General features: G+C 43.9%; 23 protein-coding genes and 1 pseudogene. All 24 read right to left on the reverse strand.

Annotation, left to right across the window (positions count from 1 at the left end; translation table 11 throughout):
- Positions 1 to 105: 105 nt before the first annotated feature.
- Positions 106 to 1,404 (reverse strand): sensor histidine kinase, encoded by a 1,299-nt coding sequence (locus M72_RS06640; RefSeq protein ID WP_055067659.1) that lies wholly within the window; start codon positions 1,402 to 1,404, stop codon positions 106 to 108.
- The gene (locus tag M72_RS06645; RefSeq protein ID WP_055067660.1) at positions 1,405 to 2,130 is read right to left on the reverse strand and encodes a LytR/AlgR family response regulator transcription factor; all 726 of its coding nucleotides are present in this window, start codon (positions 2,128 to 2,130) and stop codon (positions 1,405 to 1,407) included. It abuts the gene before it with no gap.
- A gap of 319 nt (positions 2,131 to 2,449) precedes the next feature.
- On the reverse strand, positions 2,450 to 2,659 hold the full coding sequence (locus tag M72_RS17335; protein ID WP_138347320.1) for a hypothetical protein: 210 nt from the start codon (positions 2,657 to 2,659) through the stop codon (positions 2,450 to 2,452).
- Complete coding sequence (locus tag M72_RS06650) at positions 2,638 to 3,192, reverse strand: hypothetical protein (RefSeq protein WP_055067661.1); 555 nt, start codon at positions 3,190 to 3,192, stop codon at positions 2,638 to 2,640. The genes M72_RS17335 and M72_RS06650 overlap by 22 nt, the downstream gene beginning before the upstream one ends.
- A gap of 190 nt (positions 3,193 to 3,382) precedes the next feature.
- On the reverse strand, positions 3,383 to 3,721 hold the full coding sequence (locus M72_RS17570; protein ID WP_243130492.1) for a C40 family peptidase: 339 nt from the start codon (positions 3,719 to 3,721) through the stop codon (positions 3,383 to 3,385).
- Positions 3,663 to 3,914 carry a hypothetical protein gene (locus tag M72_RS17575; protein ID WP_055067663.1) on the reverse strand — a complete coding sequence of 84 codons (252 nt, stop codon included), beginning with the start codon at positions 3,912 to 3,914 and terminating at the stop codon, positions 3,663 to 3,665. Before M72_RS17575 ends, M72_RS17570 begins: the two co-directional genes overlap by 59 nt.
- Positions 3,915 to 3,926: 12 nt before the next feature.
- Positions 3,927 to 4,430: a hypothetical protein gene (locus tag M72_RS17580; RefSeq protein ID WP_055067664.1), complete on the reverse strand. Its 504-nt coding sequence runs from the start codon at positions 4,428 to 4,430 to the stop codon at positions 3,927 to 3,929.
- A gap of 14 nt (positions 4,431 to 4,444) precedes the next feature.
- Positions 4,445 to 5,020, reverse strand: a complete 576-nt coding sequence (locus M72_RS17585) for a hypothetical protein (RefSeq protein ID WP_055067665.1) — start codon at positions 5,018 to 5,020, stop codon at positions 4,445 to 4,447.
- 153 nt (positions 5,021 to 5,173) lie between these two features.
- The gene (locus M72_RS06675; protein ID WP_055067666.1) at positions 5,174 to 6,028 is read right to left on the reverse strand and encodes a PBECR4 domain-containing protein; all 855 of its coding nucleotides are present in this window, start codon (positions 6,026 to 6,028) and stop codon (positions 5,174 to 5,176) included.
- A gap of 247 nt (positions 6,029 to 6,275) precedes the next feature.
- Positions 6,276 to 6,950, reverse strand: a pseudogene (locus M72_RS18095) (TraG/VirB4 family ATPase); the annotation flags it as partial.
- Between the two features lie 282 nt (positions 6,951 to 7,232).
- Positions 7,233 to 8,903: a S8 family peptidase gene (locus tag M72_RS06690; protein WP_055067669.1), complete on the reverse strand. Its 1,671-nt coding sequence runs from the start codon at positions 8,901 to 8,903 to the stop codon at positions 7,233 to 7,235.
- 57 nt (positions 8,904 to 8,960) lie between these two features.
- Positions 8,961 to 10,991 (reverse strand): beta-galactosidase, encoded by a 2,031-nt coding sequence (locus tag M72_RS06695; RefSeq protein WP_055067670.1) that lies wholly within the window; start codon positions 10,989 to 10,991, stop codon positions 8,961 to 8,963.
- Between the two features lie 13 nt (positions 10,992 to 11,004).
- Positions 11,005 to 13,407: an ATP-binding protein gene (locus M72_RS06700; protein WP_055067671.1), complete on the reverse strand. Its 2,403-nt coding sequence runs from the start codon at positions 13,405 to 13,407 to the stop codon at positions 11,005 to 11,007.
- 1 nt (position 13,408) lies between these two features.
- Positions 13,409 to 14,497 carry a metallophosphoesterase family protein gene (locus M72_RS06705; RefSeq protein WP_022047117.1) on the reverse strand — a complete coding sequence of 363 codons (1,089 nt, stop codon included), beginning with the start codon at positions 14,495 to 14,497 and terminating at the stop codon, positions 13,409 to 13,411.
- Positions 14,498 to 14,616: 119 nt separating this feature from the next.
- On the reverse strand, positions 14,617 to 16,044 hold the full coding sequence (gene clpX / locus M72_RS06710; protein WP_055067672.1) for an ATP-dependent Clp protease ATP-binding subunit ClpX: 1,428 nt from the start codon (positions 16,042 to 16,044) through the stop codon (positions 14,617 to 14,619).
- 119 nt (positions 16,045 to 16,163) lie between these two features.
- Positions 16,164 to 17,597: an Asp-tRNA(Asn)/Glu-tRNA(Gln) amidotransferase subunit GatB gene (gatB, locus tag M72_RS06715; RefSeq protein WP_055067673.1), complete on the reverse strand. Its 1,434-nt coding sequence runs from the start codon at positions 17,595 to 17,597 to the stop codon at positions 16,164 to 16,166.
- Between the two features lie 14 nt (positions 17,598 to 17,611).
- Complete coding sequence (gatA, locus tag M72_RS06720) at positions 17,612 to 19,075, reverse strand: Asp-tRNA(Asn)/Glu-tRNA(Gln) amidotransferase subunit GatA (protein WP_022047120.1); 1,464 nt, start codon at positions 19,073 to 19,075, stop codon at positions 17,612 to 17,614.
- Between the two features lie 12 nt (positions 19,076 to 19,087).
- Positions 19,088 to 19,381: an Asp-tRNA(Asn)/Glu-tRNA(Gln) amidotransferase subunit GatC gene (gene gatC / locus M72_RS06725; RefSeq protein WP_022047121.1), complete on the reverse strand. Its 294-nt coding sequence runs from the start codon at positions 19,379 to 19,381 to the stop codon at positions 19,088 to 19,090.
- 17 nt (positions 19,382 to 19,398) lie between these two features.
- Positions 19,399 to 21,147 carry an aspartate--tRNA ligase gene (aspS, locus tag M72_RS06730; RefSeq protein WP_022047122.1) on the reverse strand — a complete coding sequence of 583 codons (1,749 nt, stop codon included), beginning with the start codon at positions 21,145 to 21,147 and terminating at the stop codon, positions 19,399 to 19,401.
- Between the two features lie 408 nt (positions 21,148 to 21,555).
- Positions 21,556 to 22,197: an HAD family hydrolase gene (locus M72_RS06735; RefSeq protein ID WP_022047123.1), complete on the reverse strand. Its 642-nt coding sequence runs from the start codon at positions 22,195 to 22,197 to the stop codon at positions 21,556 to 21,558.
- Positions 22,198 to 22,257: 60 nt separating this feature from the next.
- Positions 22,258 to 22,713, reverse strand: coding sequence for a hypothetical protein (locus M72_RS06740; RefSeq protein WP_022047124.1), 456 nt, complete (start codon positions 22,711 to 22,713; stop codon positions 22,258 to 22,260).
- Positions 22,714 to 22,759: 46 nt separating this feature from the next.
- Positions 22,760 to 23,731, reverse strand: coding sequence for a ketopantoate reductase family protein (locus M72_RS06745; RefSeq protein ID WP_055067674.1), 972 nt, complete (start codon positions 23,729 to 23,731; stop codon positions 22,760 to 22,762).
- 17 nt (positions 23,732 to 23,748) lie between these two features.
- A complete protein-coding gene (locus M72_RS06750) occupies positions 23,749 to 24,264 on the reverse strand; it encodes a low molecular weight protein-tyrosine-phosphatase (RefSeq protein ID WP_082413818.1) in 516 nt (171 codons plus the stop codon).
- A gap of 287 nt (positions 24,265 to 24,551) precedes the next feature.
- Positions 24,552 to 25,520, reverse strand: a complete 969-nt coding sequence (locus M72_RS06755; protein ID WP_022047127.1) for an Abi family protein — start codon at positions 25,518 to 25,520, stop codon at positions 24,552 to 24,554.
- Positions 25,521 to 25,539: the final 19 nt, after the last annotated feature.

Genomic DNA, 25,539 nt, shown 5'->3' on the forward strand with positions numbered 1-25,539 from the left:
TATCGTCACTTTCACTGCTGTAATTTATTCTGTTTGTAATTGACTTTCCCCCTCACGCGGGAATCTCAAAATACTATTGAGGATCCACTTATTTTAACATTACATTCACGTAGGAATAATAATTGAAAAGAAGAACTCTTTATTCTTATCTTCAATGACATATGCACCACCATATTTCTCAATAATTTTTAACACATTCTTGATTCCTACACCATGTTCATCCACACTTGATGTTTTCGTAGATTTTATCTCTCCATTCTCATATACAACATCATAATTAAATGAATTTTTAACCGCAATAATTATCATATCATCTTCTTTAACGAACTTGAACTTAATTGCCTTTTTATCCTCACATGTCTCACACGCTTCAATGGCATTGTTCAGAAGGTTCGCAAGGATAGTAACCACATCCTCATCTTCTATTTTCAGCTCTGAAAGATCATTTACCCTGAATACAAAAACAATTCCCTTTGCTTCCGCTTCCAGATACTTTGTATTGAGTATGGCATTTACGATTACATTATTGGTGTTAATGGCATCCGGTTCATTATTCAGCGAGCCATAAATTTTTTTTACATATTCTTCTAATTTGGAATATTGCTTTTTATCCAGCAAAGATTCTATACATGAAATCTGATTTTTATATTCGTGTGTCTTTCTTTTTTGATTATCAAAATTTTCAGAGATAGACCTGTACATTTCCAACTGATTTTTCGCCTGAATTTGAAAAACCTTATTTTCATGCATCTTCATTTCTCTTTCCACAATATCGTTAATTAGATAGAATACAACGATATTCATTCCCACCATTCCAAATGCAATGACAGCAAGCAAATTTGCCTGCTCTACTGTCTGTACATATTTAAAAACAGATAACATTGCTGAAATAGCTGCTATAGTAAAAACAGGAAAAAACAGAAACCTTAACCATTCTGTATCCAGCATCATTTCCATTGACTTTTTTCCAAACTGTTTTCTTATTACAAGAATGAGAAAAAATAAAATTACTTTCACCAACAGATATGCCAAAACCGCTCCAATCCCATATTGCTGCTCTGACAGATTACTGTCCAAAGACAACATTCCGATAATCAAATACGCCAGATAGTCCATTGCCAACAGCAACGCATCAAATAGCATAGCCAATACAAGGGATTTTTTGAGGCTAATTCTAACATGCCAAAACATAAATACCGAAAACACAGAAATCGCAATAATCTGCCTTAGTACAAAATATTCAGAGAAGCCATATGAATAAAAACACATACTACTAAGTAACAACAAAATCTGTATGAAATTAATCCATCCTTTATATCGTATTGCACCAAAAGTCTCAAAAAAACTCTTACAACACATTACTTCAATAAATATCAACAGTACATTCTGCATTAAATCAATCATCTACACTTCTCCCCGACACGCTATAAACTTTTTCTTGACTTCTGTATATCTTGCTTTCGGTATGGATAACTCAACCCCGTTTGTCAATATTACTTTACAGCGGACAACATTCTTGATATGTTTTGCATTAACAAGATAACTCTGGTGTGTCCTGATAAAACCATTTTCTGAAAGCATATCGTCCAACACATTTAATGTTTCATACATGGTATAAACTGTTTCTGTATCCTCCATAATATGAAACTCAAGTAAATGCAACTTACTCTCAATATATAATAATCTTTCCAGTGAAATATCTTTTCTGCCCTCCTTAAAGTCAAATTCCCTTTTCACTACGGAATAATTCATCTTATCAAAAATTGCATCCATGCACTCATTGACTTTGCTCTGAAAATTAGCATTGCCCTTTAACAAATACCTTACAACATCTAATCGGTATCCCTCCAGCGAATAATCCACATAGGCGGTTACAAATACTATAAATACTTCCCGGCTTACTTTTCTGATCATCTCAGCCGTCTTTATACCATCAACTTTCTCCATATTGATATCTAAAAACACAATATTATACCGCACTACCTCAATTCCTAATTCTATCAATGCCTCCCCGGAACTATATGTATCTATTTCAAAAACAACATCTTTTTCCATCATATAGCTGGAGAGCAATTCTCTTAGTTCTTCTGTTAAAAAACTTTCATCATCACATATTGCAATTTTGAACATCTATGTTGTCTCCTCCTTTCCCGCTATTTGACGGTAGCCTGTCCCTGATCTTTTATACTCCACTTTGTTTTATTTCGACATGTCTTTCTGAATTCCTTAACGTTTTTCCTACATTCATAATAGGAAAATACGATATACAAAAAAATCCATAAATCCCCTTATTATTTTATTTTTCTTCAGCTCATTAGTCAACCAAATTGCAGAAATCGACCATATTCCATATTATGCAGAAATTGACACAAACATAAAATGCAACAATCAAGATTGTCAAATCAGAACCCGTTTTAGTCCATTCTTGTTTTATTTTTCAGGAAAAGTGTTATACTAGGCTTGCCATCATGATTGTTTCTCTTGCTTTACTACTCATACGCTCATCCATTTCCAAGTTGGAATATAGACAGAATCTGTCCTGAAGCATCTCCCGGTACTGATAGATGTCCTCTATCTTCCTTTCTGTCCCGTACTGTTGCCTGATATGGTGAAAATCAATGGCAGAAGGTGTACTGCTTAAATACAGTCCATGCCCCATTCAATCGCAATCAGGCTGTTTTCCTCTGTGGGTTCTGCTCCACGGGGATGCCTTGCAAATAAATCGATTCCCTGTGCCACCACAAAGCTGCCTGTCATGGTGTCCATTAACAGCAGGTTCTTTTTTGACAGCTTTTCCATGACACGATAATCGTGACCGTTGAAATTACGGAGCGTCTGCCCCTGTTCAAAGACCGTATCCAGCCTTGTATAAGAAAGACTGTCAATACTTGCTTTTCCTCTGGTATCCATACCAAGCTCTGCCAGCTTATTCAGACATTCCACGGAGCATCGTTTTTCATCAAATACAGCCTCCTGATCCGTACTGTTATAAAAGCCCTTCAAAAACTTCATAAGCTGTCTGTCATCCACACAGAATCTTGCAGCAACCGATTTATTGCCTGCAAAATACAGTTCGCTCCAGTCATTTTCCTTTCCCAAAGTCCTTCCAAGTTCTATCATGGAATCTGCAACCTCTTTCCGGCTGTCAAAAGTATCCATATCCACATACTTCAGATAGTCAGCTACCGTCATAAGGAAATTGGTTTCTGTCCCTTTCCAGTTTTCCGATACTAAAATAATCTCTGTAACTTTTCATAGCTGGTCTCCAAAAAGGGCAGCACCTATCGGCACTGCCCTGTCTCTAGTCCTATCTGGAATAATGTCATCTGACCGTTTTGTATCTGCCCGGACGCATCTTTTCTCTTTTCAGTTAATATCTGTTTTACACGCTCTGCACAGGTCGGTACACAACACCGATCCGCTCATTGGCGGCTTCCACCACCATACCGTTACCCACATAGATTGCCACATGGGTAATGTTGAAAAATCTCCCATTCTTACTGTAACTGTAAAAGATTAAATTCCCCGGCTGCATTTCTTCGTAATTCACCAGATAATTATGGTCATAGCAGAACTTGCCCTCTGTCGCTGCAGTATTTGCACCTTCATACATAATGTTTCCCCCGGCATTCTGCCATGCGTAATAGGCAAGGGAGCTGCAATCAAAGTGTGTACCACTGTCCCTCAAATCCTGACTGTACGGGTGTCCTACCTTTGACAAGGCATATTCCACCAACCTTTTTTCCGTTTGTATCGAAAACTGCATCCACAATCGCCTGATACTGTTCCGGGCTTAATGTCTCGCCGGGATCTCCGCCACCACCTGTATAACCCATCATCGCCAGATTTTCCGGTTTCATCAGTTCTGCAAGCATTTCCTGTTCTTCTTCATCAAAGCCATACTCCGAAATCATGTCATGGTAGGTCTATAGCTTTACATTGACTTCCTTGACGGTAGTAGATGTGGTATTTCCTTCCTCATCTGTCGAGGTATCTGTCCAGCTTGTAATGGTGTAGCTGCACATATCATCAAAAACGGATTTTAAGTTTTCCTTTGCCTTATCCGTCATATCCGTAGCAGTATCACCATTTCCATACTTCACCATATAGACCGTCAGAATATCACAGTAATTATCCGGCTCTCCCGCTCCCTCAAAATCCACATAGATCTTTTCGCTGGTATCATAACCGGAATAGTTTGTCAGTTCATCATTTACCTCCCTGTTAAACTCTGCGACATAGGCTGATAATACGTCCTGCGTGGTTTCTCTCGATGATATGGACGGAAAGAAAATGGCAAAGGGCGAATTATAGATAATCGCTATGACAGCAATAATCGGAAGCGCCACAAGTGCCACCAGAGCAAACAGGGCAAGCAGAAACAACCCCACATACCGGATGATGTACTTTGCTGCCATGGAAAAACGCATAAGTGCTATATCCTTTAAGGCTTTTCCAATGCTGTCCTGATTTTCCTCCTGCCTGCATCTGTGGCACTTTCTACCGGACGGGATAAGTTTCTTGTAACCATATAGGACTCATAAACCTCACTGCCACCCTCCATCTGGTCTAAGGAAGTCTTTGCACCTACCGAAGCAAGCGTGCTTACTGTACTGCCATTTTTCTTTCCAATGGCTTTTTCCCTATCCTGCTTTGATTTCTCAAACTGTGCATATTTGCTGTTTTCCTTCTGCATGGATTTTTTGATGTCCTCTTTTACGGACTTACTTTTTCCACTGGAAGATTGAGCCGACTGACCTCTTTTATCGGAAAGACGCTTTTCTGAATCCGCTTTTCCATTACTGTCCTTTGTGGCAGACTTTACCTTTAATACAGACATTCTTTTATCCATGTTGTCTGCCTTTGCTTCCCTCTCTGCCCCGGCAAACTTCGGAGTCCTCTCTACGGTCAGGACGTTTCCCACCTTGATTTTTATCTCCGGGGCAGTCTTTACATGAAGCTTTGTCTTTTCTTTGGTATGAATGACCATCGGCTTGTCATCCACCTTTTTGATGTTCAATTTTCCTCACCTTCTTCCTGAAAAAGAGCAAAAAAAATAGCACCTAAACCAATGGCTTAGATGCTATGATTTACTGTTTATTCTCTCTTTTCCGATTTGCTTTCTGCTCCGATTTTCTCTGCCTTTTTTCGTACATATCATGAATCCAGTCTTTTACCGGAGCCTTCCACATTTCCTCCACAAACTGATAAAATCCTTTACCAGCGCCTCATCCCGTTTGTCACGGCATTTCTTCATAAGCTGTTCTGTATCCGAAAGCATATCCAGCGTATGATATTCTCCAAATTTTACATTCAGCTTCATAATATATCTTACCAACTTTTCTTCCGGTTCTATTCCAACTGCATACAGCATTTTTTCGATACCTGATTTTTCTCTAAGAGATGCCTGTTCACTCTGGTAAATAACCTCTGCCTGTTTTGTTATCTTATCCTCACGGACAATTTTAGTAATTTCATAGGAATGTGACAGATCACGATACAGAATATCATAATCTCTTTCTGCAACATACGTTGTAATAAAAGAATTACAATGGCACAATCCCTTTTCTTTCCCCTGTGCTTTGACTATCCCCAGATGGAGTACCTTATCTTCCATTCTGTGAATTAAAAGATAGTCGCTGTCAAATTCCGAATCAGGATTATGGTTAATATCAAAAAGATACAACTTTGAATAAGAGCAGAACATTTCCGGTAAAAGGTAAAGATAATCCAGCTTCAAATGTATCAGCTTTAACATTCTATCCTGCTTTTCTTTTGTTTTATAATACTTCTTAACGAGCTTTTCTAATGACTCCAGTGTAATTCTGCCCTTCTTTACTGCATATACACCAAAATCCCCAGCATACTGATTCGGTCTACCAACATATTGAAGCCCCATCAAATGCGGTATTTTCAGTTCCGTATTTGTCAGATGTAGTATTCGTTTTACAGTATGGATATAATAATCATATTTACACAGTATATCTTTGGTATCATTAAATATTTTCAACAAGCGGGTATCTTTCATAAAACCATCCTTATCCTCATCGTTGGAAATGGAATCATCCAGTTTCCATAAAAGAAAAATGCCTGGGCTGTTAGGCTCAGGCTTAACTTTTCTTTTTTGAATTGCAATTCTGGGAGCAGTCCTATGATAATTCCATAGGCAGAGGCTAACTTTGTATTTGTATCGCCCGCAAAGCCGGGACGGGTAGCTCCTCTCTATCGCCGCAAAAGCACTTAAGCTTTTCATTAGCTATAATCTAACATGAGAATCAGCCAATGTCAACCGCATTTTTGCTTTTCTCTAAGGCAATTTTTTCACGGATATTCGTGTTGTAGAGGTTGTAAAGGTCTGTTCCTTTTTCAATCTGATTGTCAAAAGGAATTACCACATTTCCGCACTTCATCAGTCCCATACCGCTCTGGGTATTGGTTACGAAGCGGAGCTGTGCTTCTGATACACCGATGACCTCTGCCATTTTTGAGCTGTCCGTATTTGCCTGCTTTAACAGGGCAACAAACTCGGAGTTTGCAAGCATGGTTGTCGCTGTGTAGTTCTGCAAAAGATCCACGACATTCTACGTGATGCCAGTACAAAGACCGCCCTGCTTTCTAACCTTTTTCCAGAGCTGCTGCAAATATTTCGCAGAATACTCCGAATTGAGAAGTACATGGAACTCATCAATATACAGCCATGTTGCCACGCCACGCTTTCCGTTTGCAATGATACGGTTCTGGATACTCTCCATCATAACGAGCATTGTAATAGGACTAAGCTCCGTACCCAAGTCACGGATACCGTAAACGGTGAAACGGTTATCAACGTCAACGTTCGTTTGATGATTAAAGATGTTCAAAGAACCATTGACAAAAAGCTCTAAGAAAAGTGCAATATCCTTTGCCTCCTCCTCCGGCTGATTCATTAAAATCTCATAAAAGTCTGACATTCTCCTTTTTTGCAATAAAAAAGTAGGACCAAGTCAGCTTTATGGAACTTGTCCACACAAGAGCTAATTTAGTCCTACCTAAATATCAAATATTAAATTATCACCTCTTTTAAGGTACACTTCATACACCATCCGAATAATTAATGGTAATTTAGTGTCAAGTTGCTCGTTTTTCAATTTTCAAGATTAAAAATGAGCTCATCCTAATCATTTTTCGCTGTTCTCACAGCATTTTTTCTTAGGACTAAATCAGCGGAAACCCTTGAATTTATTGGTTCCTTACTAACTTGACACTATTATATCATCAGCCCCCCAGGCGGTATTCGGATAGGATACATCCGGGTTCCTTTCGCACCCGCGAATCAGAATATTTCCGATCTGCACCGAATTTAAAAGCAGTCTTCTCCCACGGCTGTTTCCCCACTCCATGATCTGTGCACATGCTCCTGCCGCAATTGCAGAAGCTGCACTCGTTCCCGTCAGTGTCACATAATTTCCAAGCCTTCCTATCGCCTGCACGCCCACAGCCGGAGCCACAAAATCCGGTTTTACAACCGATGCAATGGTATTCCCCCTCCCGGAATCCAGATATAAAATACCACTCTTTTGATCCATTCCACCCACCCCAATCGGAATTTTTGCCGAAGACGGCACGGTAAGTGTCACATCCGGATCCGGACGCAAAAACACCACGTCTTTTTCTAACATTCCGGTCATTGGCAGCCAGATATGAAATTGTCCTGTGATCGTGGTACTCGGATTAACATACAGCGTCCAGATCCCTGCCGCCGGGTTTTCAAACCGGATAAACACCAGCTGATCCCCCCGCGTGCGTCCCACCTGTGCATAATCAATTTCCACTCTTGTCCCTTCAAATATAAATTCCTGTTCCTGATGCGAATTTCCGGGCACATTCTGCGCCGGCATAAGAGTGCCTCCCGGCGAACGCACCGCCACCACAAACAATTCCGGTGCACTGGCCCACAACTCGAGATAAAATCCCCGCATCCGCTGTTCCACATTCACCTCTACCGCAACCATCGAATTTCCATCACTTTTCCCGTAAAAATGATGTCTGGCATTCGCCTCATTTCCGGTTGCCACAACCGCACACCGGCGCCATCTGCCCGCAATATCATCAAGAAGTTCCGAAAGATTGCTGCCACCGGAATGGCTTCCGTTGTTTGTCCCGAGACCAAGGCACAGAATAAGGGGCCGCCCCAGTTTTCTGGCAGTCTCTTCGAGATATTCAATTGCCGCCATAATGTCATTTTCCTGATAGGCAGGCATCTCCTGCGGAATATAAAAAAAGTCTTTCAGATATGGTTTTGCCGGTTTTAACTTTACAACCAGAAGTTCCGCATAAGGAGCCGCCCCAGTAAAACCAGCCTGCAGATCTTCACTTCCGCAGGCAATACTTGCCAGCATGGTTCCGTGCCCATCTTCATCCGTCACTGGAACCAGTTCCCGCGGATGTTCCTGTTCCAGTGCCTCATTGATCTCTTTTTGTGTATATTCCGTTCCGTACAAAAATCCCTGAGGGGTATTTTTCTCCCCCGCCGGAATACTCTGATCCCAGATTGAGCGGATTCTTGTACTTCCATCGGCATTCCGGAAACAGGGCAGTTCATAGGAAATTCCCGTATCAACAAATCCAATAAAAATACCCTGTCCCCGAAGGGACAGGGCTGGCTGATTCTGCAGCTGCAGGATACCGGTTGTCTCCAGTGCAAGCGTATCCAGCAGTCCGAAACATTTTGGGATAACCGAATATCCATATGTCTTAATGCTCAGCTGCGGCACCTCGTCCCGATCAAAATATTCTGCCACAAATTTTTCACCGATATTTTGTATACATTCTGCCCGGTCGTCAGAAATCTCCAAAGACTCTCTGACAATCAGGATATCGTAGGTATTGTTGGAGCGGATAAATGCATCACAATTTCTATCCATAAGAAGCTCCCACACTTCTTTTCCGTAACTATATGCACAAAACTTTCAGAATAGAACTTATTCTTTTACACATGCCACGCCATACGGTTCCAGTGTAAGAATTCCCTTGATCACCTCTCCCGTCAGAAGATCAATTCCCTCTACCCCGGAAACAATCTGCGGTCCGGTCGTATCATTCAGATAAAATACATACCGCATACCATCCGCTTCGCGTGTGTGACGTTCCACGCCATATGGAAGTTTATACATCGAAACTCCCGCTTTTTTCAGTGTACGCGCATACAGGTGCTGCATGGAAGCATCATCCAGCCGGGCCGCGATATACATGGCACTGCCGTTTTGACATGTGCGCTCCGTCACTGCTGCCATTCCTTTGTAATAATCCTGTTCATAGGTACCAAGCACGTTTGTGCCATCTGCCACACGCAGAACTTCCGCATAATCCCGTACTTCCCCTTCCGGCATTTCGGCAAAATGTACGCAGTTGCGGTCGGACGGATACAGTGTATCAATTTCCTCACTGATCACGCCAAAGAGATCCTTTAATCCGTCTCCCGGAAATCCGCCCAGATAATTGAGCTGGTTTTCATCCACATATCCAGTCACATAGGTTGCAATCAGATGACCTCCCTGCTCCACAAACTGTTTCATGCGCTCCCCGACATGCGGATGCAGCAGATACAGCATTGGTGCCACAATCACAGAATAACCGCTATAATCCTCTTCACTGGAAATCACATCCACATCCACTCCGAGTGCCGACAGATTGCGGTATGCTTTCCTGCAGGTCTTAATATAGTTACGGGTGGACTCTGCCAGCCCCTTCATTCCATCCGTTGCCCAGAGGCTGTCCCAGTCGTATAACACGGCTACCGGTGCTTTTACGACTGTCCCTGCCAGATCTTTGAGTTTCTTTAATTCTTCCCCAAGATCTGCCACTTCACGAAAAACTCTGGTATCATCCGTTCCGAGATGATCCACAACCGCCCCATGGTACTGCTCAAACGATCCCCTTCCTTTCCGCCACTGGAAATACTGCACCGTATCGGAACCGAGAGCCACTGCCTGCAGCGAAGCCAGCCGGTGTACGCCCGGACGTTTCATTTTATTAAACGGATGCCAGTTGACCAGCCCCGGCGCGCTCTCCATGAGCATAAACGGCTGCTCTTTTTTCAGACAACGGATCATGGCATGATCAAACGCATTTTCTGTCATCGTATCTGAAAACGACTCCTCATCATTGTGAAACCGCGGATAAGAATCCCAGGACACCACGTCCAGCGGCTGCTGCATTTTATGATAGTCCAGTCCGTCATATTCTTTCATAAAATTCGTTGTCACCGGAATCTGCGGGGTACGTTCTTTTAAAATGGCAATCTCTGCCTTCATGTAATCCGTCATATTCCAGGTGGTAAACCGTTTCCACTCCAGATTCAATCCCATAATGCTGAATTCTCCGTTGCGGTACGGTGGCTCAATCTGGGAAAAATCATTGTAAGTATGACTCCAGAATGTTGTCCACCATGCCTTGTTCAGTTTTTCAATATCATGGTCAAACTTTTCCGCCAGATAATCCTGGAACCGCTTTACACAGTGCGGACAGTAACATTCCCCACCAAATTCATTGGAAATATGCCACATCAGAAGTCCCGGATGATTTCCGAATTCATCTACCAGCTTATTGACGATCACAGAAACCTTTTTACGATAAACCGGTGCACTCATACAGTGGTTGTGCCGCACCCCGTGATGTTCACGCACCCCGTAAGAATCCACGCGTCTGCACTCCGGATATATTTCATCCAGCCATGCCGGTCGCGCTCCGGACGGCGTCGCCAATATCGTGTAAATGCCATTGGCATATAACTTATCCATGATGTCATGCAGCCATGCGAAATGAAATTCCCCTTCCCGCGGCTCATAGGTTGACCAGGAAAATACCCCAAGTGTTGCACAATTCATCCCGGCTTTCTTCATCATGCGGATATCTTCTTCCAGAATGTCCGGCTGGTCCAGCCACTGTTCCGGATTATAATCCCCTCCGTGCATAATTCCGCCGATCTGCGGAAATAAAATCTTTTTCTCCATGTTTCCTCTCCCTTTATTTTGTGTTTTCTATATTCCGGCTTGCATGACAGGTAAAATACAAAATCTGATACTCCCCGGAAATTTTTCCAAACAGTTCATTACCATGTGCCATCTTTTCTTCATCCAGATTGACAAACGGATCGTCCAGCACCAGAAACGGTTTTTCCTTCGGATACATCGCATCCACCAGTGCCAGACGCATACAGATTCCCAGCAGATCCTGATATCCGGCAGACAGCCACTTGGTTTCCCGCATCTCTCCCTGCTCTTTCATCTGCACCTCGATGTTGGCATCCACCATCCAGTCTTTTTCTTTATCCCCGGTCAGAAGCGAGTAATACTTTCCAAACCCGTTCTCGATCGGACCCAAATATCTCGCAGAAAACTGCTCCTTTGCATTCTGCAGGAACTCTCCCGTCAGACGCAGGGTTTCGTATAAATGCTGTTCTTCTTCCTGTTCCTGTCTGCAGATGGAAAGCTGCTGTTCTTTTTCATCCCGGATATCCAGCTGATCCTGCAGATCTTCGAGCTGATGATGGTACTGCTCGATGGCTTCTCGGATATCCTCGCTCCGCTCATCCACATCACGGATCATGGAATTGAGTTCGTCAAGGGAATATGGACATTTTTCCACCGCTGCCAGTTCTTTCATATTGTGTTCCTGCTCAAACAGTTCTCTCTTTTTTCTTGCCTCTGCGTATGCTTTCTGTGCGATCCGGTACTCGGTTGCCTTCATCTGTAACTGGCTGATTCCTGCTGCAAGATCTTCTCCGAAATCCATTCCCGCTTCTTTTCCAAATGCAAGCAAAGAGTTCTGTTTCCGCTCAAATTCCTGTCTTGCCGCATCGCTTTTTCCGGCACGGCTACGCAAACGCTCATATTCCTGCAGCTGGCTGCGGAGTTCATACAGGCAGGTTCTGGCATCCTTTTCTCCCGGAACCATCTGATACTGCTCCAGAAAATGCTTGGTCTCCTGTTCGATGCGCGAAGCTTCTTTTGAAGCCTCTTCCATGGTTTTTTGAATTTCTTCCACCGGTCCGCGGAGCTTACGCTCCTCTTCCAGATGCTGTACCCGGAGTGCACGCACCTTTTCTTCTTCCTTTGATACCTGCACCTTGCGCACCACAAGAAGCACAATACCTGCCACTGCCGCAACCACCGATACCACCAGAAGCGGAAGGAAAAACTTATGTACCTGTGGCAACAGAAACGACAACACACCACCGGCAGCACCGATCACCAGCAGGATAATGCCGCAGATCATCATCGGAAGACGATTTTTTACCGTATAATCCGGTTCTTCCCGCTTCATTGCCATCGCTTCAAAATAGGACATTTTCGTTTCCAGCTGCGTTTTTTCCTCTTTCAGTTTTGCAAAACGCTCCTGCTCTTTTTCCATTTCCGTTATTTTTTCTTCAGAAGGAATCTGGTTTTCAAACTTATCACCAAGTTCCTGCAAACGGTTCTCTTCTTCTTCGGTCAGCCCCAGATTAAACAAAGTGGTTTTTAACACCCCAAGCATCTGTACATCCTGGTTCTGCTTTGCAAACTCCTCATCCTGCGGCACCTGTCCCGGAAATACATCCGCAAAAGCATCCAGTGCCTCTTTCTTTTCCTGTTCCTCCTGTTTGGTGGCCGCATAGGCCTGCTTGATTCCTTCCCTGCGGCTCTCTTCACTCGCCACCTGCAATGCTTTTGCATACTGATCCCGAATCCCGGCCAGTTCTTTTCTCTGCTCCTGTTTTTCGGTAAGTTTTTCGGTAATCTTTTTGTAAGACGCCTCTGCCGCATCATAGCCACGCAGTTCTTCCGTTAACAGCGTGATCATGTTCGTCCGCTTTTTCATGGAACCTGTTGCACGGTCCGGCGAAAGTTTATTCATCCGGTCATGAATCTTTTTCTGAGCGGTCTCAAAATTATTGATATCGTTTGTATTCTCTACAAGATTTCCCAGCTTGGCATTGATCGCATCAGTCGAACAGCATTCGCAGTCATTTTGTGCAATAAATGCGCTCCTTTTAAACGACGCACTGTCCAGTCCGAAAATTTCACTTCCGATCTCGGAAGAAAAATCATGACATTCCAGATTGGTGGAAAGATCGTATAAATGAAAAACATCTGTTTTTTCTGTTTTTCCAAATGTACGGCTGATCCGGTACTCTTTTCCCTGATAGGAAAAATCCAGTTCGCCTCCATACGTTCCCCCCTGCCACGGGCGGAATACCACACGTTCTTTATCAAACAGTCCGGATTCTCTCTTAGAGTCAAACCCGTAAAACATCACCCGCAAAAAAGCGGCCAGTGTACTTTTTCCCCATGCATTCGGTTCGTGAAACAGATTGACCCCGTCCTGAAATTCCAGATGCAGATCCGATAGTTTTCCAAAATTGTCGATATGACAGGAACGTAATTTCATCCTATATCTCCTCCCCGGACAATGCCAAAATTCCACAGCGGATCACTTCTGCCTTCTGCTCCTGTGACAGTTCAGATCCAAGTACCATACGGATAAACTCCCCCTTTAACGAGGCATCTTTTTCATAATCACTGTAGTCGACCCGAAGGGTTGTCCGGTCTTTCACCTTTTCAAAATAAAAATAATCCGAGAACAGATTCTGCAGATACTCGCAATTGATCTCCGCATCCACTTCCACCTCACCGGTCAGTACAAATTTGACAAGGCTTCCCGACGGATACTGCGCCTGTTTTACAGCTTCTTCCATCCGCTCTGCCGCTTCTCTTGTCGTCATGACATTGCTCACATCCACTTCAAGCGTGTACAGCGTGCGGGCTGCCATCTGAACAAACTGCATCTGGGCACGGCAGGTCTGCTCGTCCACATCCAGTAAAACGAATCCTTTCGGTCCACACTCGTCAAATCCGCGTCCTTCCAGACATCCACAGTAACACCAGGTACCGCGGTTATCCAGCTTGTCCTGCATGAAGGTATGTACATGTCCCAGCGCCAGATAATCAATATTTTTATTTTTCAGCTGGTTCAGGCTGATATTCTCTGCCTGTGTGCGACATGCATAATCTCCCGCCTGTCCGTGCATCATGACAATATTGAAATCTTCATGCCCCAGCACAAGGGAATTGTAAACGGTCGCCCGGTTGTTCTCCGAGAGCTCGATTCCGCTGATCACAATATTTCCATACCGGTATGCAGTCCATGTATCGGAAAACAAAAGCAGATTGTCCGGCACTTCCTCCAGCTTGGAAAGGAAATTGTCACTGTCATGGTTTCCTCTCAGATATAAGAAATCAATCTGGGGATGTGTACAGATCATGTCCCTTACGGTATTGCGCGCCAATGCTGATACATTTCGTGTATCAAACAGATCTCCCGATATCATGATCAGACGCACCCCTGTCTTTTCTGCATATTCGACCATCCGTGTAAACGTACGGATGATTTCTCTTTTGCGCTCTCTTGCCTGCTCTTTTGTCAGGTTTGCTGTCATCTGGGAATCCAGATGCAAATCCGCACAATGAATGATTTTCATACATCCTCCTTATGAATTACGAACAAAACAATACTGTTTCTATCATATCATACAATAGGGAAAAGAAAAAGACCTGATGCCCTCCGGCATCAGATCTTTTATTTCGGTTTTTCTACATTTTATGCGTTTGCTTCCTGTTCCGGAAGTGCCGCAACTCCACGCATTTCAATGAGCGGTCCGCCCTTTTTCTCCACATAATCCTCTGTGATCGTCACTTTTCCGATATTGTCATCCTTTGGAATCTCATACATGATATCCAGCATGAACTCTTCAATAATGGCTCGCAGTGCACGGGCACCGACTTTCTTTTCTTTCGCCTGCTTTGCAATTGCATGCAAAGCGCCCTCCGTAAACTCCAGATCCACTTCATCCATCGCCAGAAGCTTTTTGTACTGACGTACAATCGCATTTTTCGGCTCTGTCAGAATACGCACAAGCATATCTTCCGTCAGTGCTTCCAGTGAAAACAGAATCGGCAGACGTCCCAGAAACTCCGGAATCATTCCGAATTTACGGACATCCTCCACTGTCACTTTACAGAGAAGATTTTCTTCCTTGTCGTATTTATCTTTCAGATCTGCCTTAAAGCCGATGGACGCCTCCTTGTTTAAGCGCTCCTTGATAACCTCTTCCAGTTCCGGAAAGGCACCGCCACAGATAAACAGAATATTCTTCGTATCTACCGTGGTCATCGGAACCATCGCATTTTTGCTGCTTGCTCCAACCGGAACTTCAATCTCTGCGCCTTCGAGAAGCTTTAACATTCCCTGCTGCACCGACTCTCCGCTTACATCCCGCTGATTGGCATTGCGCTTCTTTGCAATCTTGTCGATCTCATCAATGAAAATAATACCGTGCTCTGCACGCTCCACATCATTGTCAGCTGCAGCCAGAAGTTTGCTGACTACGCTTTCGATATCATCACCGATATATCCGGCTTCGGTCAGAGAGGTCGCATCTGTAATTGCCAGCGGCACATCCAAAAGCCGTGCCAGTGTCTTTACCAGATACGTCTTTCCCGATCCGGTCGGTCCGATCATGAGCATATTGGACTTTTCGATTTCCACGCCGTCATTGGTGTCTTCCATCACACGTTTATAGTGATTGTAAACGGCAACGGACATCACTTTTTTGGCATGTTCCTGTCCGACAACATACTCATCCAGACGCGCCTTGATTTTGTGCGGTGCCGGAATGGAATGAATATCCAGTTCCGGTTTCGGCTGCTCATCCTTTGGTTTCTTTTTCTTTACCTTCTGTTTGTTCGGAACCGCATTCTGTAGATCCGCCAGATTGATCATACTGATATTCGGCATTTTTCCCATGTTCATATTCATGAAATCGCCCATGTTAAAGGTGCCGTTGTTCATGGTATCAAATGTTTTCTGCATACAGTCCTGACAAATGCAGATATCATTCTGGATATGTATCATCTTTCCCGCAACACTCTCCGGTCTGCGGCAGATGTAACAGACATCTTCATATTCACTTGTATTGTTTGTATCGGATGTCGTGGTATTTTCTTTATTATTCTGGTCTTCCGCCATCGTATAAACTCCTTTTTTACATATAACATTGCCGCCGCAGTAAGCGACGGCAAAATTATTATACGATATTCAGCCTGTAAAGACAAGTTTTCCCCTGTTTTTTCATTTTTCTTTAAGATTTAAAGCAGTTCCTTTAAGATTTTATTTACGATTCCCGGATTTGCCTTGCCTTTGGTTGCTTTCATCGTCTGTCCGACCAAAAATCCGATTGCTTTCTCTTTTCCGTTGTGGTAATCCTCCACAGACTGCGGATTGTCTTTGACGATCTGTTCAATTGTTGCGCGAAGTGCATCCTCATCGTTATCACTCTTTAAGCCATGCTCTTCCACATAACACTCCGGATCAATGTCCTCATCAAAGACTTTTTCAAATACTTCCTTGGCAACGGAATTATTGATCGTTCCTGCCTCTGTCAATTCGATAATTTTTGCCAGATGCTCTGGTGAAAAACGGAGATCTTCGGCATCCATTTCCCGGTCCTTTAACAGACGCATCGTTTCTCCCATAAGCCAGTTGGAAACCTTCTTTGGTTTATTGCAAATCGCAGAAGTCGCCTCAAAGAGATCTGCCAGCTTTTTCTCCGATGTAAGAATCTGTGCATCATACTCCGGCAGACCAAACTCTGCAATATAACGGGCCAGTTTTTCATCATGAAGTTCCGGCTGATTGTCCCGGATCTGCTGCAGCCATTCGTCACTGACAACGATCGGTACCAGATCCGGCTCCGGGAAATAACGGTAATCCTGTGCATCCTCTTTAGAACGCATCGCATAGGAATATCCCTGATCATCATTCCAGCGGCGGGTCTCCTGTACAACCTTTTCCCCGGATTCAATCAGATCAATCTGGCGGGCTGTCTCGGCTTCAATGGCATGTGCGATTGCCTTAAACGAACCGATATTTTTCATCTCGGTACGGGTACCAAACTCTTTGGCGCCCTTTTCACGAACTGATAAATTGACATCCGCACGCATGGAACCCTCCTGCATCTTGCAGTCACTGGCACCCAGGTACTGGATCGTCATACGCAGTTTCTCCAGATATGCAATGACTTCCTCTGCGGAGCGCATATCCGGCTCGGATACGATCTCGATCAGCGGTACACCAGAACGGTTGTAATCCACCAGAGATACCCCTTCCCAATCATCGTGTACTAACTTTCCGGCATCCTCTTCCATATGGATTTCATGGATACCGATGGTCTTTTTCCCACCGGATTCCGTCTCGATCTCTACCCCTCCGTCATGGCAGATTGGCAGATAAAGCTGGGAAATCTGATAGTTCTGCGGGTTATCCGGATAGAAATAATTTTTCCGGTCAAATTTGCTGTACTGATTGATCTGACAGTTTGTTGCCAGACCAACTGCCATGGCATACTCTACCACCTTTTTGTTTAAGACCGGAAGCGATCCCGGCATACCGGTACATACCGGACAGGTGTGGGTATTTGGTGCACTTCCGAATGCAGTGGAGCAGGCACAGAAGATTTTTGTCTTGGTTGCTAATTCTACATGGACTTCCAGTCCAATGACGGTTTCATATTCTTTTGACATCTCTTCTCTCCTTTCTACGCTTCTGCTGCCGGACTGTGCTGATACGTTCTTGTCTGTTCAAAACTGTAGGCCGCACGGATGATGTTTTTCTCCTTGAAACAATCCCCGATCAGCTGCAGACCGATCGGAAGTCCTTTGCTGTCCACACCGCACGGCACGGAAATTCCCGGCAGACCTGCCAGATTGACCGAAACGGTATATACATCTCCAAGATACATCTTCAGCGGATCACTCAAAGATTCTCCCAGTTTCGGAGCGGTGGTCGGTGCCGCCGGTCCGAGAATCACATCATACTTTGCAAATGCCTTGTCAAATGCCTGCTTGATCAGGGCTTTGGTGCGCAGCGCTTTCAGATAATAAGCATCATAATATCCGGAACTTAACACGAAAGATCCAAGCATAATACGGCGCTTTACTTCCGGTCCAAATCCTTCGGAGCGGGACTTCTTGTACATATTGTGCAGTCCCTCGTACTCTTTTGTGCGGTATCCGTATTTTACTCCATCAAAACGTGCCAGATTGGAGCTTGCCTCAGCTGCCGCAATGACATAATAAGCCGGAATCGCATACTCTACGAGACTTAAATCAAATTCCTCTACGATTGCGCCTTTTTCTTCTAACGTCTTTGCCGCTGCAAGAATGGCTTCCTTTACTTCCGGGTCCAGTCCCTCGCCCAGATAGTCACGCGGAATACCAATCTTCATTCCCTTTACATCATCCACCAGTGCCGATGTAAAATCGGTTTCTTCTCGTTTTACCGATGTGGAATCCTTCTTATCATAAGAAGTAATTGTCTCCAGAATTGTGGCACAGTCGGTCACGTCCTTTGCAATCGGTCCGATCTGATCCAGAGAGGAACCGTATGCGATCAGTCCGTAACGGGAAACGGTACCATAAGTTGGTTTGATTCCGGTCACACCACAAAATGAACTTGGCTGACGGATAGATCCTCCGGTATCCGATCCGAGTGCATAGTAACATTCCTCTGCTGCCACTGCCGCACAGCTTCCACCGGAAGAACCGCCCGGTACATGTGCGGTATTCCATGGATTCTTTGTCTCCCCATAGGCAGAAGTCTCTGTGGTGCTTCCCATGGCAAATTCATCCATGTTCGTCTTTCCAAGAATGACTGCGCCCGCTTTTTCCAGATTGATCACTGCTTCCGCTGTATAAGTTGGAATAAAATTATATAAAATCTTAGAACTGCAGGTCGTTAACATTCCCTTTGTACACATATTATCTTTGATGGCAACCGGAACACCTGCCAGAGGCCCGGTCAGTGTCCCGTCATCAATCATTTTCTGTACTTCTTTTGCGCGGATCATCGCAGACTCTTCATCTACGGTGACAAAGCTGTTGATATCCTTTTCTTTTGCACGAATCGCGTCAAGAGCAGCTCTTGTTGCTTCCTCAACGGTCACTTCATGCGCTTTTATTTTCTTTCCCAGCTCTACCGCTGTGAGCGATAATAAATTCATAGCTGCCCCTCCTTACTCTACCGTCTTTGGAACTACAAATGCGCGGTCGCGACGCTCCGGTGCGTTCGCAAGTGTATCCTCTCCACCATCGCCGTTTTCCACAACATCTTCCCGAAACACATTCTGTACCGGAAATACGTGGGACATCGGTTCCACATTGGAGGTATCCAGTTTGTTTAATTTATCAATATAATCCAGCATGCTCTCCATGTCTTTTTTCGCAGCTTCTTTTTCCGCGTCAGACAATTCCAGCTTTGCAAGGATTCCAACATATTCCATTGTCTCGTCTGAGATTACGTTTGCCATATTTTGTTCCCTTCTCTTTAATCTCTAACCTTAATATGCACTTCACGCAGCTGCTGCTCGGTGACTTCGTTTGGTGCACCGCACATCAGATCCTGTGCGTTTCCGTTCATCGGGAATGCGATGACTTCACGGATATTTTCTTCGTTGCGTAAAAGCATGATCATACGGTCAACTCCAGGAGCCATACCTGCGTGTGGCGGTGCTCCGTACTGGAATGCGGTGTATAATGCGCCGAACTTGTTCTTTAACACTTCTTTGTCGTAACCTGCAATCTCAAATGCTTTTTCCATGATCTGCATATCGTGGTTACGCACAGCTCCGGAAGATAATTCCACACCGTTGCAGACGATATCGTACTGGTAAGCCAGGATATCCAGCGGGTCCATGGTATTAAGTGCTTCTAAGCCGCCCTGTGGCATGGAGAATGGATTATGGGTAAATCCGATCTTCTTTGTCTCCGGATCTTTCTCAAACATCGGGAAATCGTTGACATAACAGAAACGGTATGCATTCTTCTCGATCAGATCCAGCTTCTCACCGAGTTCGTTTCTGATCATTCCGGCGTAATATGCAGCGCGTTCTTCCTTATCTGCCATAAAGAAAATTGTATCGCCAACTTCAAGTCCTGCCAGTGTGCGGAACTCTTCCTTGCAGTCATCCGGAATAAATTTATCAATTGGTCCCTTGTAAGAACCATCTTCCAATACTTCCAGATATCCTAAACCACCCATGCCAAGTCCGGTTGCAAATTTAAGGAGTTTCTCGTGGAAACCTTTGGACATATCGGCGTGTACGCGGATTGCCCGAACCGTTTTTCCGATGAACGGCTTGAACGTACATTTCTGGAAAAAGTCGGTCACATCGATAATACGAAGCGGGTTACGCAGATCCGGCTTATCGGAACCAAACTCCAGCATTGCCTGCTTATAACTGATAATCGGATATGGAGCCTTGGTCACAACGCTTCCTTCCGGTGCGAACTTTTCAAATACAGACGAAAGAACTTCTTCACCAACTGCAAATACATCTTCCTGTGTGGCAAAACTCATCTCAAAATCCAGCTGATAGAACTCTCCCGGTGAACGGTCGGCTCTGGCATCCTCATCACGGAAACAAGGTGCGATCTGGAAATATTTATCAAATCCGGATACCATCAGAAGCTGCTTGTACTGCTGTGGTGCCTGTGGCAGTGCATAAAATTTTCCCTTGAATTTTCTGGATGGTACGATATAATCTCTTGCACCCTCCGGCGAAGATGCGCACAGGATCGGTGTCTGTAACTCCAGAAATCCCATACTTGTCATTTTCTCACGCAGATAAGAGATCACTTTAGAACGGAAAATGATATTGTCTTTTACTTTCTGGTTTCTCAGATCCAGATACCGATATTTCAGACGTACATCTTCGTGTACCACACTCTTGCTGGTCATTACTTCAAACGGAAGCTGGGAATATACTTCTCCGAGTACCGTCACTTCCTTTGCATCCAGCTCGATGGTTCCGGTCGGGATCTTTGGATTGTAGGTTTCCTCATCTCTCTTTTCGATCAGACCTTCCACGGTAATAGCCTGCTCTTTACGGATTCCTTCTAACAGCTTTCCATCGCGGATAACGATCTGCATCACTGCATACATATCTCTTAAATCAATAAAAGATACTCCGCCATGGTCACGGATATTTTCTACCCAGCCAGCGACACGGATCGTCTTTCCGATGTCCTGCTCGCTTACCTGATTCAGTGTGACATCTCTGTAAATGTTACTCATCTTTTCTACTCCTTTTTCTGGTCCGGGGCTCCTCTTATGAAAAAAGAAAAGCCCCGGAATACTATAATTGTATTCCGGGGCGAATAATTCAGATTATCCGCGGTACCACCCGCATTGAAAAATGAGACATTCTCATCTTCCCTCTCTTACGCGTAACGTGCGCTCACGTACGAACCTACTTCCACATTCCGGTTTTTCAAAACCATCCTGCCCGTGTTCAATCCGTCTGCTCCGGCAGTGTTCCCATAATCATCTCTTTCAAACAGCGCTCTCAGTCGGTGACGCTGTATTCCTGTCGATGTCTGATGATCAGAGTCTCCATCTATGCATTTTCTGTCGTACATCCCTGATGTACGTTCCTTTTGTAATCTGTTTTATCACACAATTCCAGTGATTGCAAGAAAAAATTTAAAAATACTCCTTTAGTGCTACAAGCGATTCCACTTTTTTGTATATAAATTTCTCCAGTTCGGCATCCGGCTGTGTCAGATCCGGCACCATAAACACCTTACATCCTGCACTGTATGCACTGTGAATTCCATTTGGAGAATCTTCCACCGCATAGCATTCCTGTGGCTGCACATGAAGCTGGCTGCAGGCGTACAGATAAACATCCGGCGCCGGTTTGCCATGGGCGACCTGCCGGGCAGAAACAATGTGGTCGAGATAGTCATACAATCCCACTCTCTTCAGCAGACTGCTGCTGCGCTCCACACCTCCTGCGGTGGCAATCGCTGTACGCACACCTTTTTTGCGCAAATATTTTAACAGTTCCTCTGCTCCCGGTTTTGCCTCAATCGGTCCCTCATCAAGCACCTGATCCGTCAGTTTTCTGCGATATGTATGCACTTTGTCATAGTCAAAATCTTCTCCATACAGCTTTTTAAAATGTTCCGGTGCATAAGGCATCCCAAGGGAACGCACACTGTATGCCTCCTCATCGGTCATATGATATCCGAAATGCGCCATAGCCTCTTTCCATTTCGCGAAATAGTATTTTTCTGTATCCAAAAGGGTCCCGTCCAGATCAAAAATAACGGTCTGTATCATGTCTTTTTCCTCCTGTGTTTCTGTTCAAAGGCTACCCGGCAAACAAAAGCTTTCCCGACTCTATACCTCAAGGAACCGGTTCCACTCCTGCGTATCGCCGCTTCCGGTTACTTTCAGCGCGTAGGTACGGTCGTTGGTTCCGTCAATGATAAACGTATAAACACCGCTCTGTAACGTCAGTTCATATATGGTTCCCTCCAAAAGAACCTGTGCCACCTCATCATACTTTGCTTTTTCCACTTCCTCGTCCGGATACGTGTGCTTTAAATTTCCATCAGCATCGTATTCGTTGTATCCTTCCTCAACAAGCGAAATGATTTCTGCATCTGAAATCTTAAATAAAAGTTCATTGGTACGCATCATCCGGATGTCGCGGTTGCAGGAATTTTCCGGACAGATTTTTACATTGTCCAGTACCAGATGAAACATGCGCTCTGTCAGCTGGATGTCCCCAACCACAGCCTCGCCAAATTCAAAATGATTTACCTCGTTAATTGTGCTGTATTTGTATTCCATGTTGTTCTCCTGTGTTTTTATGATTCATTATCTGCAATGAATCCTGTTATTTTTCTTCCCTTTTTATCTCCACATTTCCTTCTGTGTGAGAATTTTTTTCGCACATAATTTCTCCTTGCAGTTTCTGTGCCACTTTTTCATATGCGGGCACTGGAACCTGATATCTGTGCGCCATGCGCACCACTTCGTATACCAGACCATCCACTTCCGACGGTCTGTGTGCCATCACATCCCTTTGCATTGACGTGGTTGCCTCCGGCGGAAGATTAGATAAAATCTGCAGATTTACGGAAACCATATCCTTTTCAAACGGAAATCCCATGGCCGTCGCCAGTGCGACGATTTCCCTTATCATCGTGCAAAACAGTTCTCTTGCTTTCCCCTCTTTCTGGAAATCTCCTGCCGTGGCATTTAAGTAAAGGCCCGCCGCTCCGATCGGTGACACATAGGAAAATTTCTCCAGCGCATCCCGCTGGATCTGTTCTGATAATATCCCATCGATTGCACTGTCACGGAAATCTTTCTGAATCTGCTCTAACAGCTGGCATTTTTCTTCTTTTTGGCGCACGCCGAAGAAAATGCGCAGAATCTTTCCGTGCTGCAAAATAACTCCCGGCTCCTTAATATTGGCTGACACGTAAATACATCCGTCCGTCACAAGCATTCCCGGCAGTTTTTCCTGCATTTTAGCTCCGGTTCCATAAATATTTAAAATTGGAATCACAATCGTCTGCGGTTTTGCAATTCTACAGATAAATTCGTAAATTCCATCCAGCGAATATCCTTTTACGCAGACTAAGATCACATCCGGCCGGTCTTTGTAATGCTGCATGTCAGATGCCTTTACCGGTATGGTCTTTGTGTTCTCATCCCACATGGTCTGAAGCGTCAGTCCCTTTTGCTGTATACTCTCCAAATGCGCATCTCTGGCGATCAACGTCACATCTTTTCCTGCCTGCGCCATGTGAAAACCGACAACTCCGCCTGTCCCACCAGCTCCAATGATCAGATATTTCACCCAATGTCACTCCTTACTTACCGGGGAATTTCGATTTCTCTTGAAATGTCCCCTTTCTGCTGTAAATAATACAGGAATCCTTTGCATCCTGCAACCACATCTTCATAGGTTTCATCAAAATTGCCGGTGTACCATGGATCTGCCACATCCCGCGCCCCGGTAAATTTCTGCGTGTCTTCATAGCCCGCAAATGAAAGCATCTTGTATATTTTATCCTGGCTGTCCGTGCCTCCCGCGATTCTTGTCATGTTCCGGATATTTGCGGAATCCATGCCGATCAGATAATCAAAATACAGATAGTCATCCCTTGTCATCTGGCGCGCCCGGTGCGGAACAAGCGGAATGTTTTCTTCGTATAATTTATTTTTTGTGCCGTAGTGCGGCGGGTTGCCGATCTCCTCACGGCTGGTCGCAGCGGAGTCGATCTCGAACTGGTTGTCGAGGTGCAGCTGGTGGACCAGGTGGGTGAGGACGCTTTCGGCCATGGTGCTGCGGCAGATGTTGCCGTGGCAAATGAAACATACTCTAATCATTATTTTATTTCTCCTTGTTTTGCCCCGGAATGCCCTGTTTTGCAAGATTTTCTGGAATTCGTGTAGTTTGCTCTGAAATTACAGATTGTGGCAAATCAGAGCAAGATTGAGCAAGTTGGTACTGCCTGTCAGTAGTAACACCTCAAAGTCTTACTACTTAGAATGCTACACTAAATTTTACAAAAAAAAAGAACCCGACGCATCAGGTTCTCCCAGGTGTAATCCGAAGACATCCACCGCAATTCTTATATATAATATACTACTTCTGCATAAAATATGCAAGAATTTTATGATTTGCTAATGAATTTTTGTAAGGCATTCATATTAGGTCTATGCTGTGTACCAACCACCTGATTATAAATGTTAATTGGCAATTCATTTCTCAAATACTCTGTCTGCTGTTGATACGAAGCAACAAACTGCTTACAAGCAGTTTTAGTTTCGCCCATCTTTCTAAGGAAATATGTAATCATAATAATATACGCATCCATATATTTGAAATCAATATTAGAAATCCCTACTTCAGTTTCAAGCAGAGTAACAAGACGCTGATCAATCTTACCAGTTTTAAATCTAGTATCGAAAATCACATTGTTATGAGCAATTGCATTTCGCAAATCTTTAACTGTAAATATAAAGAACTTTGTGTTCATGCCATCTGAATCTAAATTAGTTGGGAGCTTCATTATATTTGAAACATAAAGCTTAACATTTGTACAGGCACAATCATATAAAGTTCCAAACTCACCAAGCGCTAAAGTTTCAAATATTGCCCAAACAGGTATTGTAATATCATTATTAAAGAAATGTGCTACCACACTTCTCTTATTATAGTCACGAACAAGAGCAGCATTTATTTTTCCTTTTAGATTCATTCTCTTCGTGTACTCTGTTTTATATGCACGGCTCCCCGGAGTATAATTTCTATATGCTGTTAATGATTTATTGTAAATAACATCAAAATTCTCAGATTTGCTATCTGCCAATAAAGCCTCAATAACATAACTCTTCAATGCATTTTCTATAAACATTACCTTAGGATAAAGAACTGTTTTAAGTCGCATATCATATTTATTCAGTGCTATAATTTCATCCAAAGAGCTAAAATTAACACGGTTAGTATCCTCTCGAATAAATCTATATCCCTTAAATCCATGATAATAGCCCATATTTCTAAGTGCTTGTGTCTGTGAGCTTTTAACATTGATATGGTGTGTATTACGTAAATATTTCATCAACTGGTAAATTGATAACATGTATAACTTTCTTTCATCA

The sequence above is a fragment of the Roseburia faecis genome (assembly GCF_001406815.1).
GTDB lineage: Bacteria > Bacillota > Clostridia > Lachnospirales > Lachnospiraceae > Roseburia > Roseburia faecis.

Coding starts and splice junctions, on each gene's coding strand:
- M72_RS06700 (WP_055067671.1), bottom strand. CDS start 13,407: ATGAAATTACGTTCCTGTCATATCGACAATTTTGGAAAACTATCGGAT.
- M72_RS06695 (WP_055067670.1), bottom strand. CDS start 10,991: ATGGAGAAAAAGATTTTATTTCCGCAGATCGGCGGAATTATGCACGGA.
- M72_RS06740 (WP_022047124.1), bottom strand. CDS start 22,713: ATGGAATACAAATACAGCACAATTAACGAGGTAAATCATTTTGAATTT.
- M72_RS06755 (WP_022047127.1), bottom strand. CDS start 25,520: ATGTTATCAATTTACCAGTTGATGAAATATTTACGTAATACACACCAT.
- M72_RS06645 (WP_055067660.1), bottom strand. CDS start 2,130: ATGTTCAAAATTGCAATATGTGATGATGAAAGTTTTTTAACAGAAGAA.
- M72_RS06750 (WP_082413818.1), bottom strand. CDS start 24,264: ATGATTAGAGTATGTTTCATTTGCCACGGCAACATCTGCCGCAGCACC.
- M72_RS17575 (WP_055067663.1), bottom strand. CDS start 3,914: ATGATTTCGGAGTATGGCTTTGATGAAGAAGAACAGGAAATGCTTGCA.
- M72_RS06690 (WP_055067669.1), bottom strand. CDS start 8,903: ATGGATAGAAATTGTGATGCATTTATCCGCTCCAACAATACCTACGAT.
- M72_RS06640 (WP_055067659.1), bottom strand. CDS start 1,404: ATGATTGATTTAATGCAGAATGTACTGTTGATATTTATTGAAGTAATG.
- M72_RS06735 (WP_022047123.1), bottom strand. CDS start 22,197: ATGATACAGACCGTTATTTTTGATCTGGACGGGACCCTTTTGGATACA.
- M72_RS06705 (WP_022047117.1), bottom strand. CDS start 14,497: ATGAAAATCATTCATTGTGCGGATTTGCATCTGGATTCCCAGATGACA.
- M72_RS06650 (WP_055067661.1), bottom strand. CDS start 3,192: ATGACGGTAGCTGACTATCTGAAGTATGTGGATATGGATACTTTTGAC.
- M72_RS17580 (WP_055067664.1), bottom strand. CDS start 4,430: ATGCGTTTTTCCATGGCAGCAAAGTACATCATCCGGTATGTGGGGTTG.
- gatC (WP_022047121.1), bottom strand. CDS start 19,381: ATGGCAAACGTAATCTCAGACGAGACAATGGAATATGTTGGAATCCTT.
- gatB (WP_055067673.1), bottom strand. CDS start 17,597: ATGTCAAAAGAATATGAAACCGTCATTGGACTGGAAGTCCATGTAGAA.
- M72_RS17335 (WP_138347320.1), bottom strand. CDS start 2,659: ATGGGGCATGGACTGTATTTAAGCAGTACACCTTCTGCCATTGATTTT.
- M72_RS06675 (WP_055067666.1), bottom strand. CDS start 6,028: ATGAAAGATACCCGCTTGTTGAAAATATTTAATGATACCAAAGATATA.
- aspS (WP_022047122.1), bottom strand. CDS start 21,147: ATGAGTAACATTTACAGAGATGTCACACTGAATCAGGTAAGCGAGCAG.
- clpX (WP_055067672.1), bottom strand. CDS start 16,044: ATGGCGGAAGACCAGAATAATAAAGAAAATACCACGACATCCGATACA.
- gatA (WP_022047120.1), bottom strand. CDS start 19,075: ATGAATTTATTATCGCTCACAGCGGTAGAGCTGGGAAAGAAAATAAAA.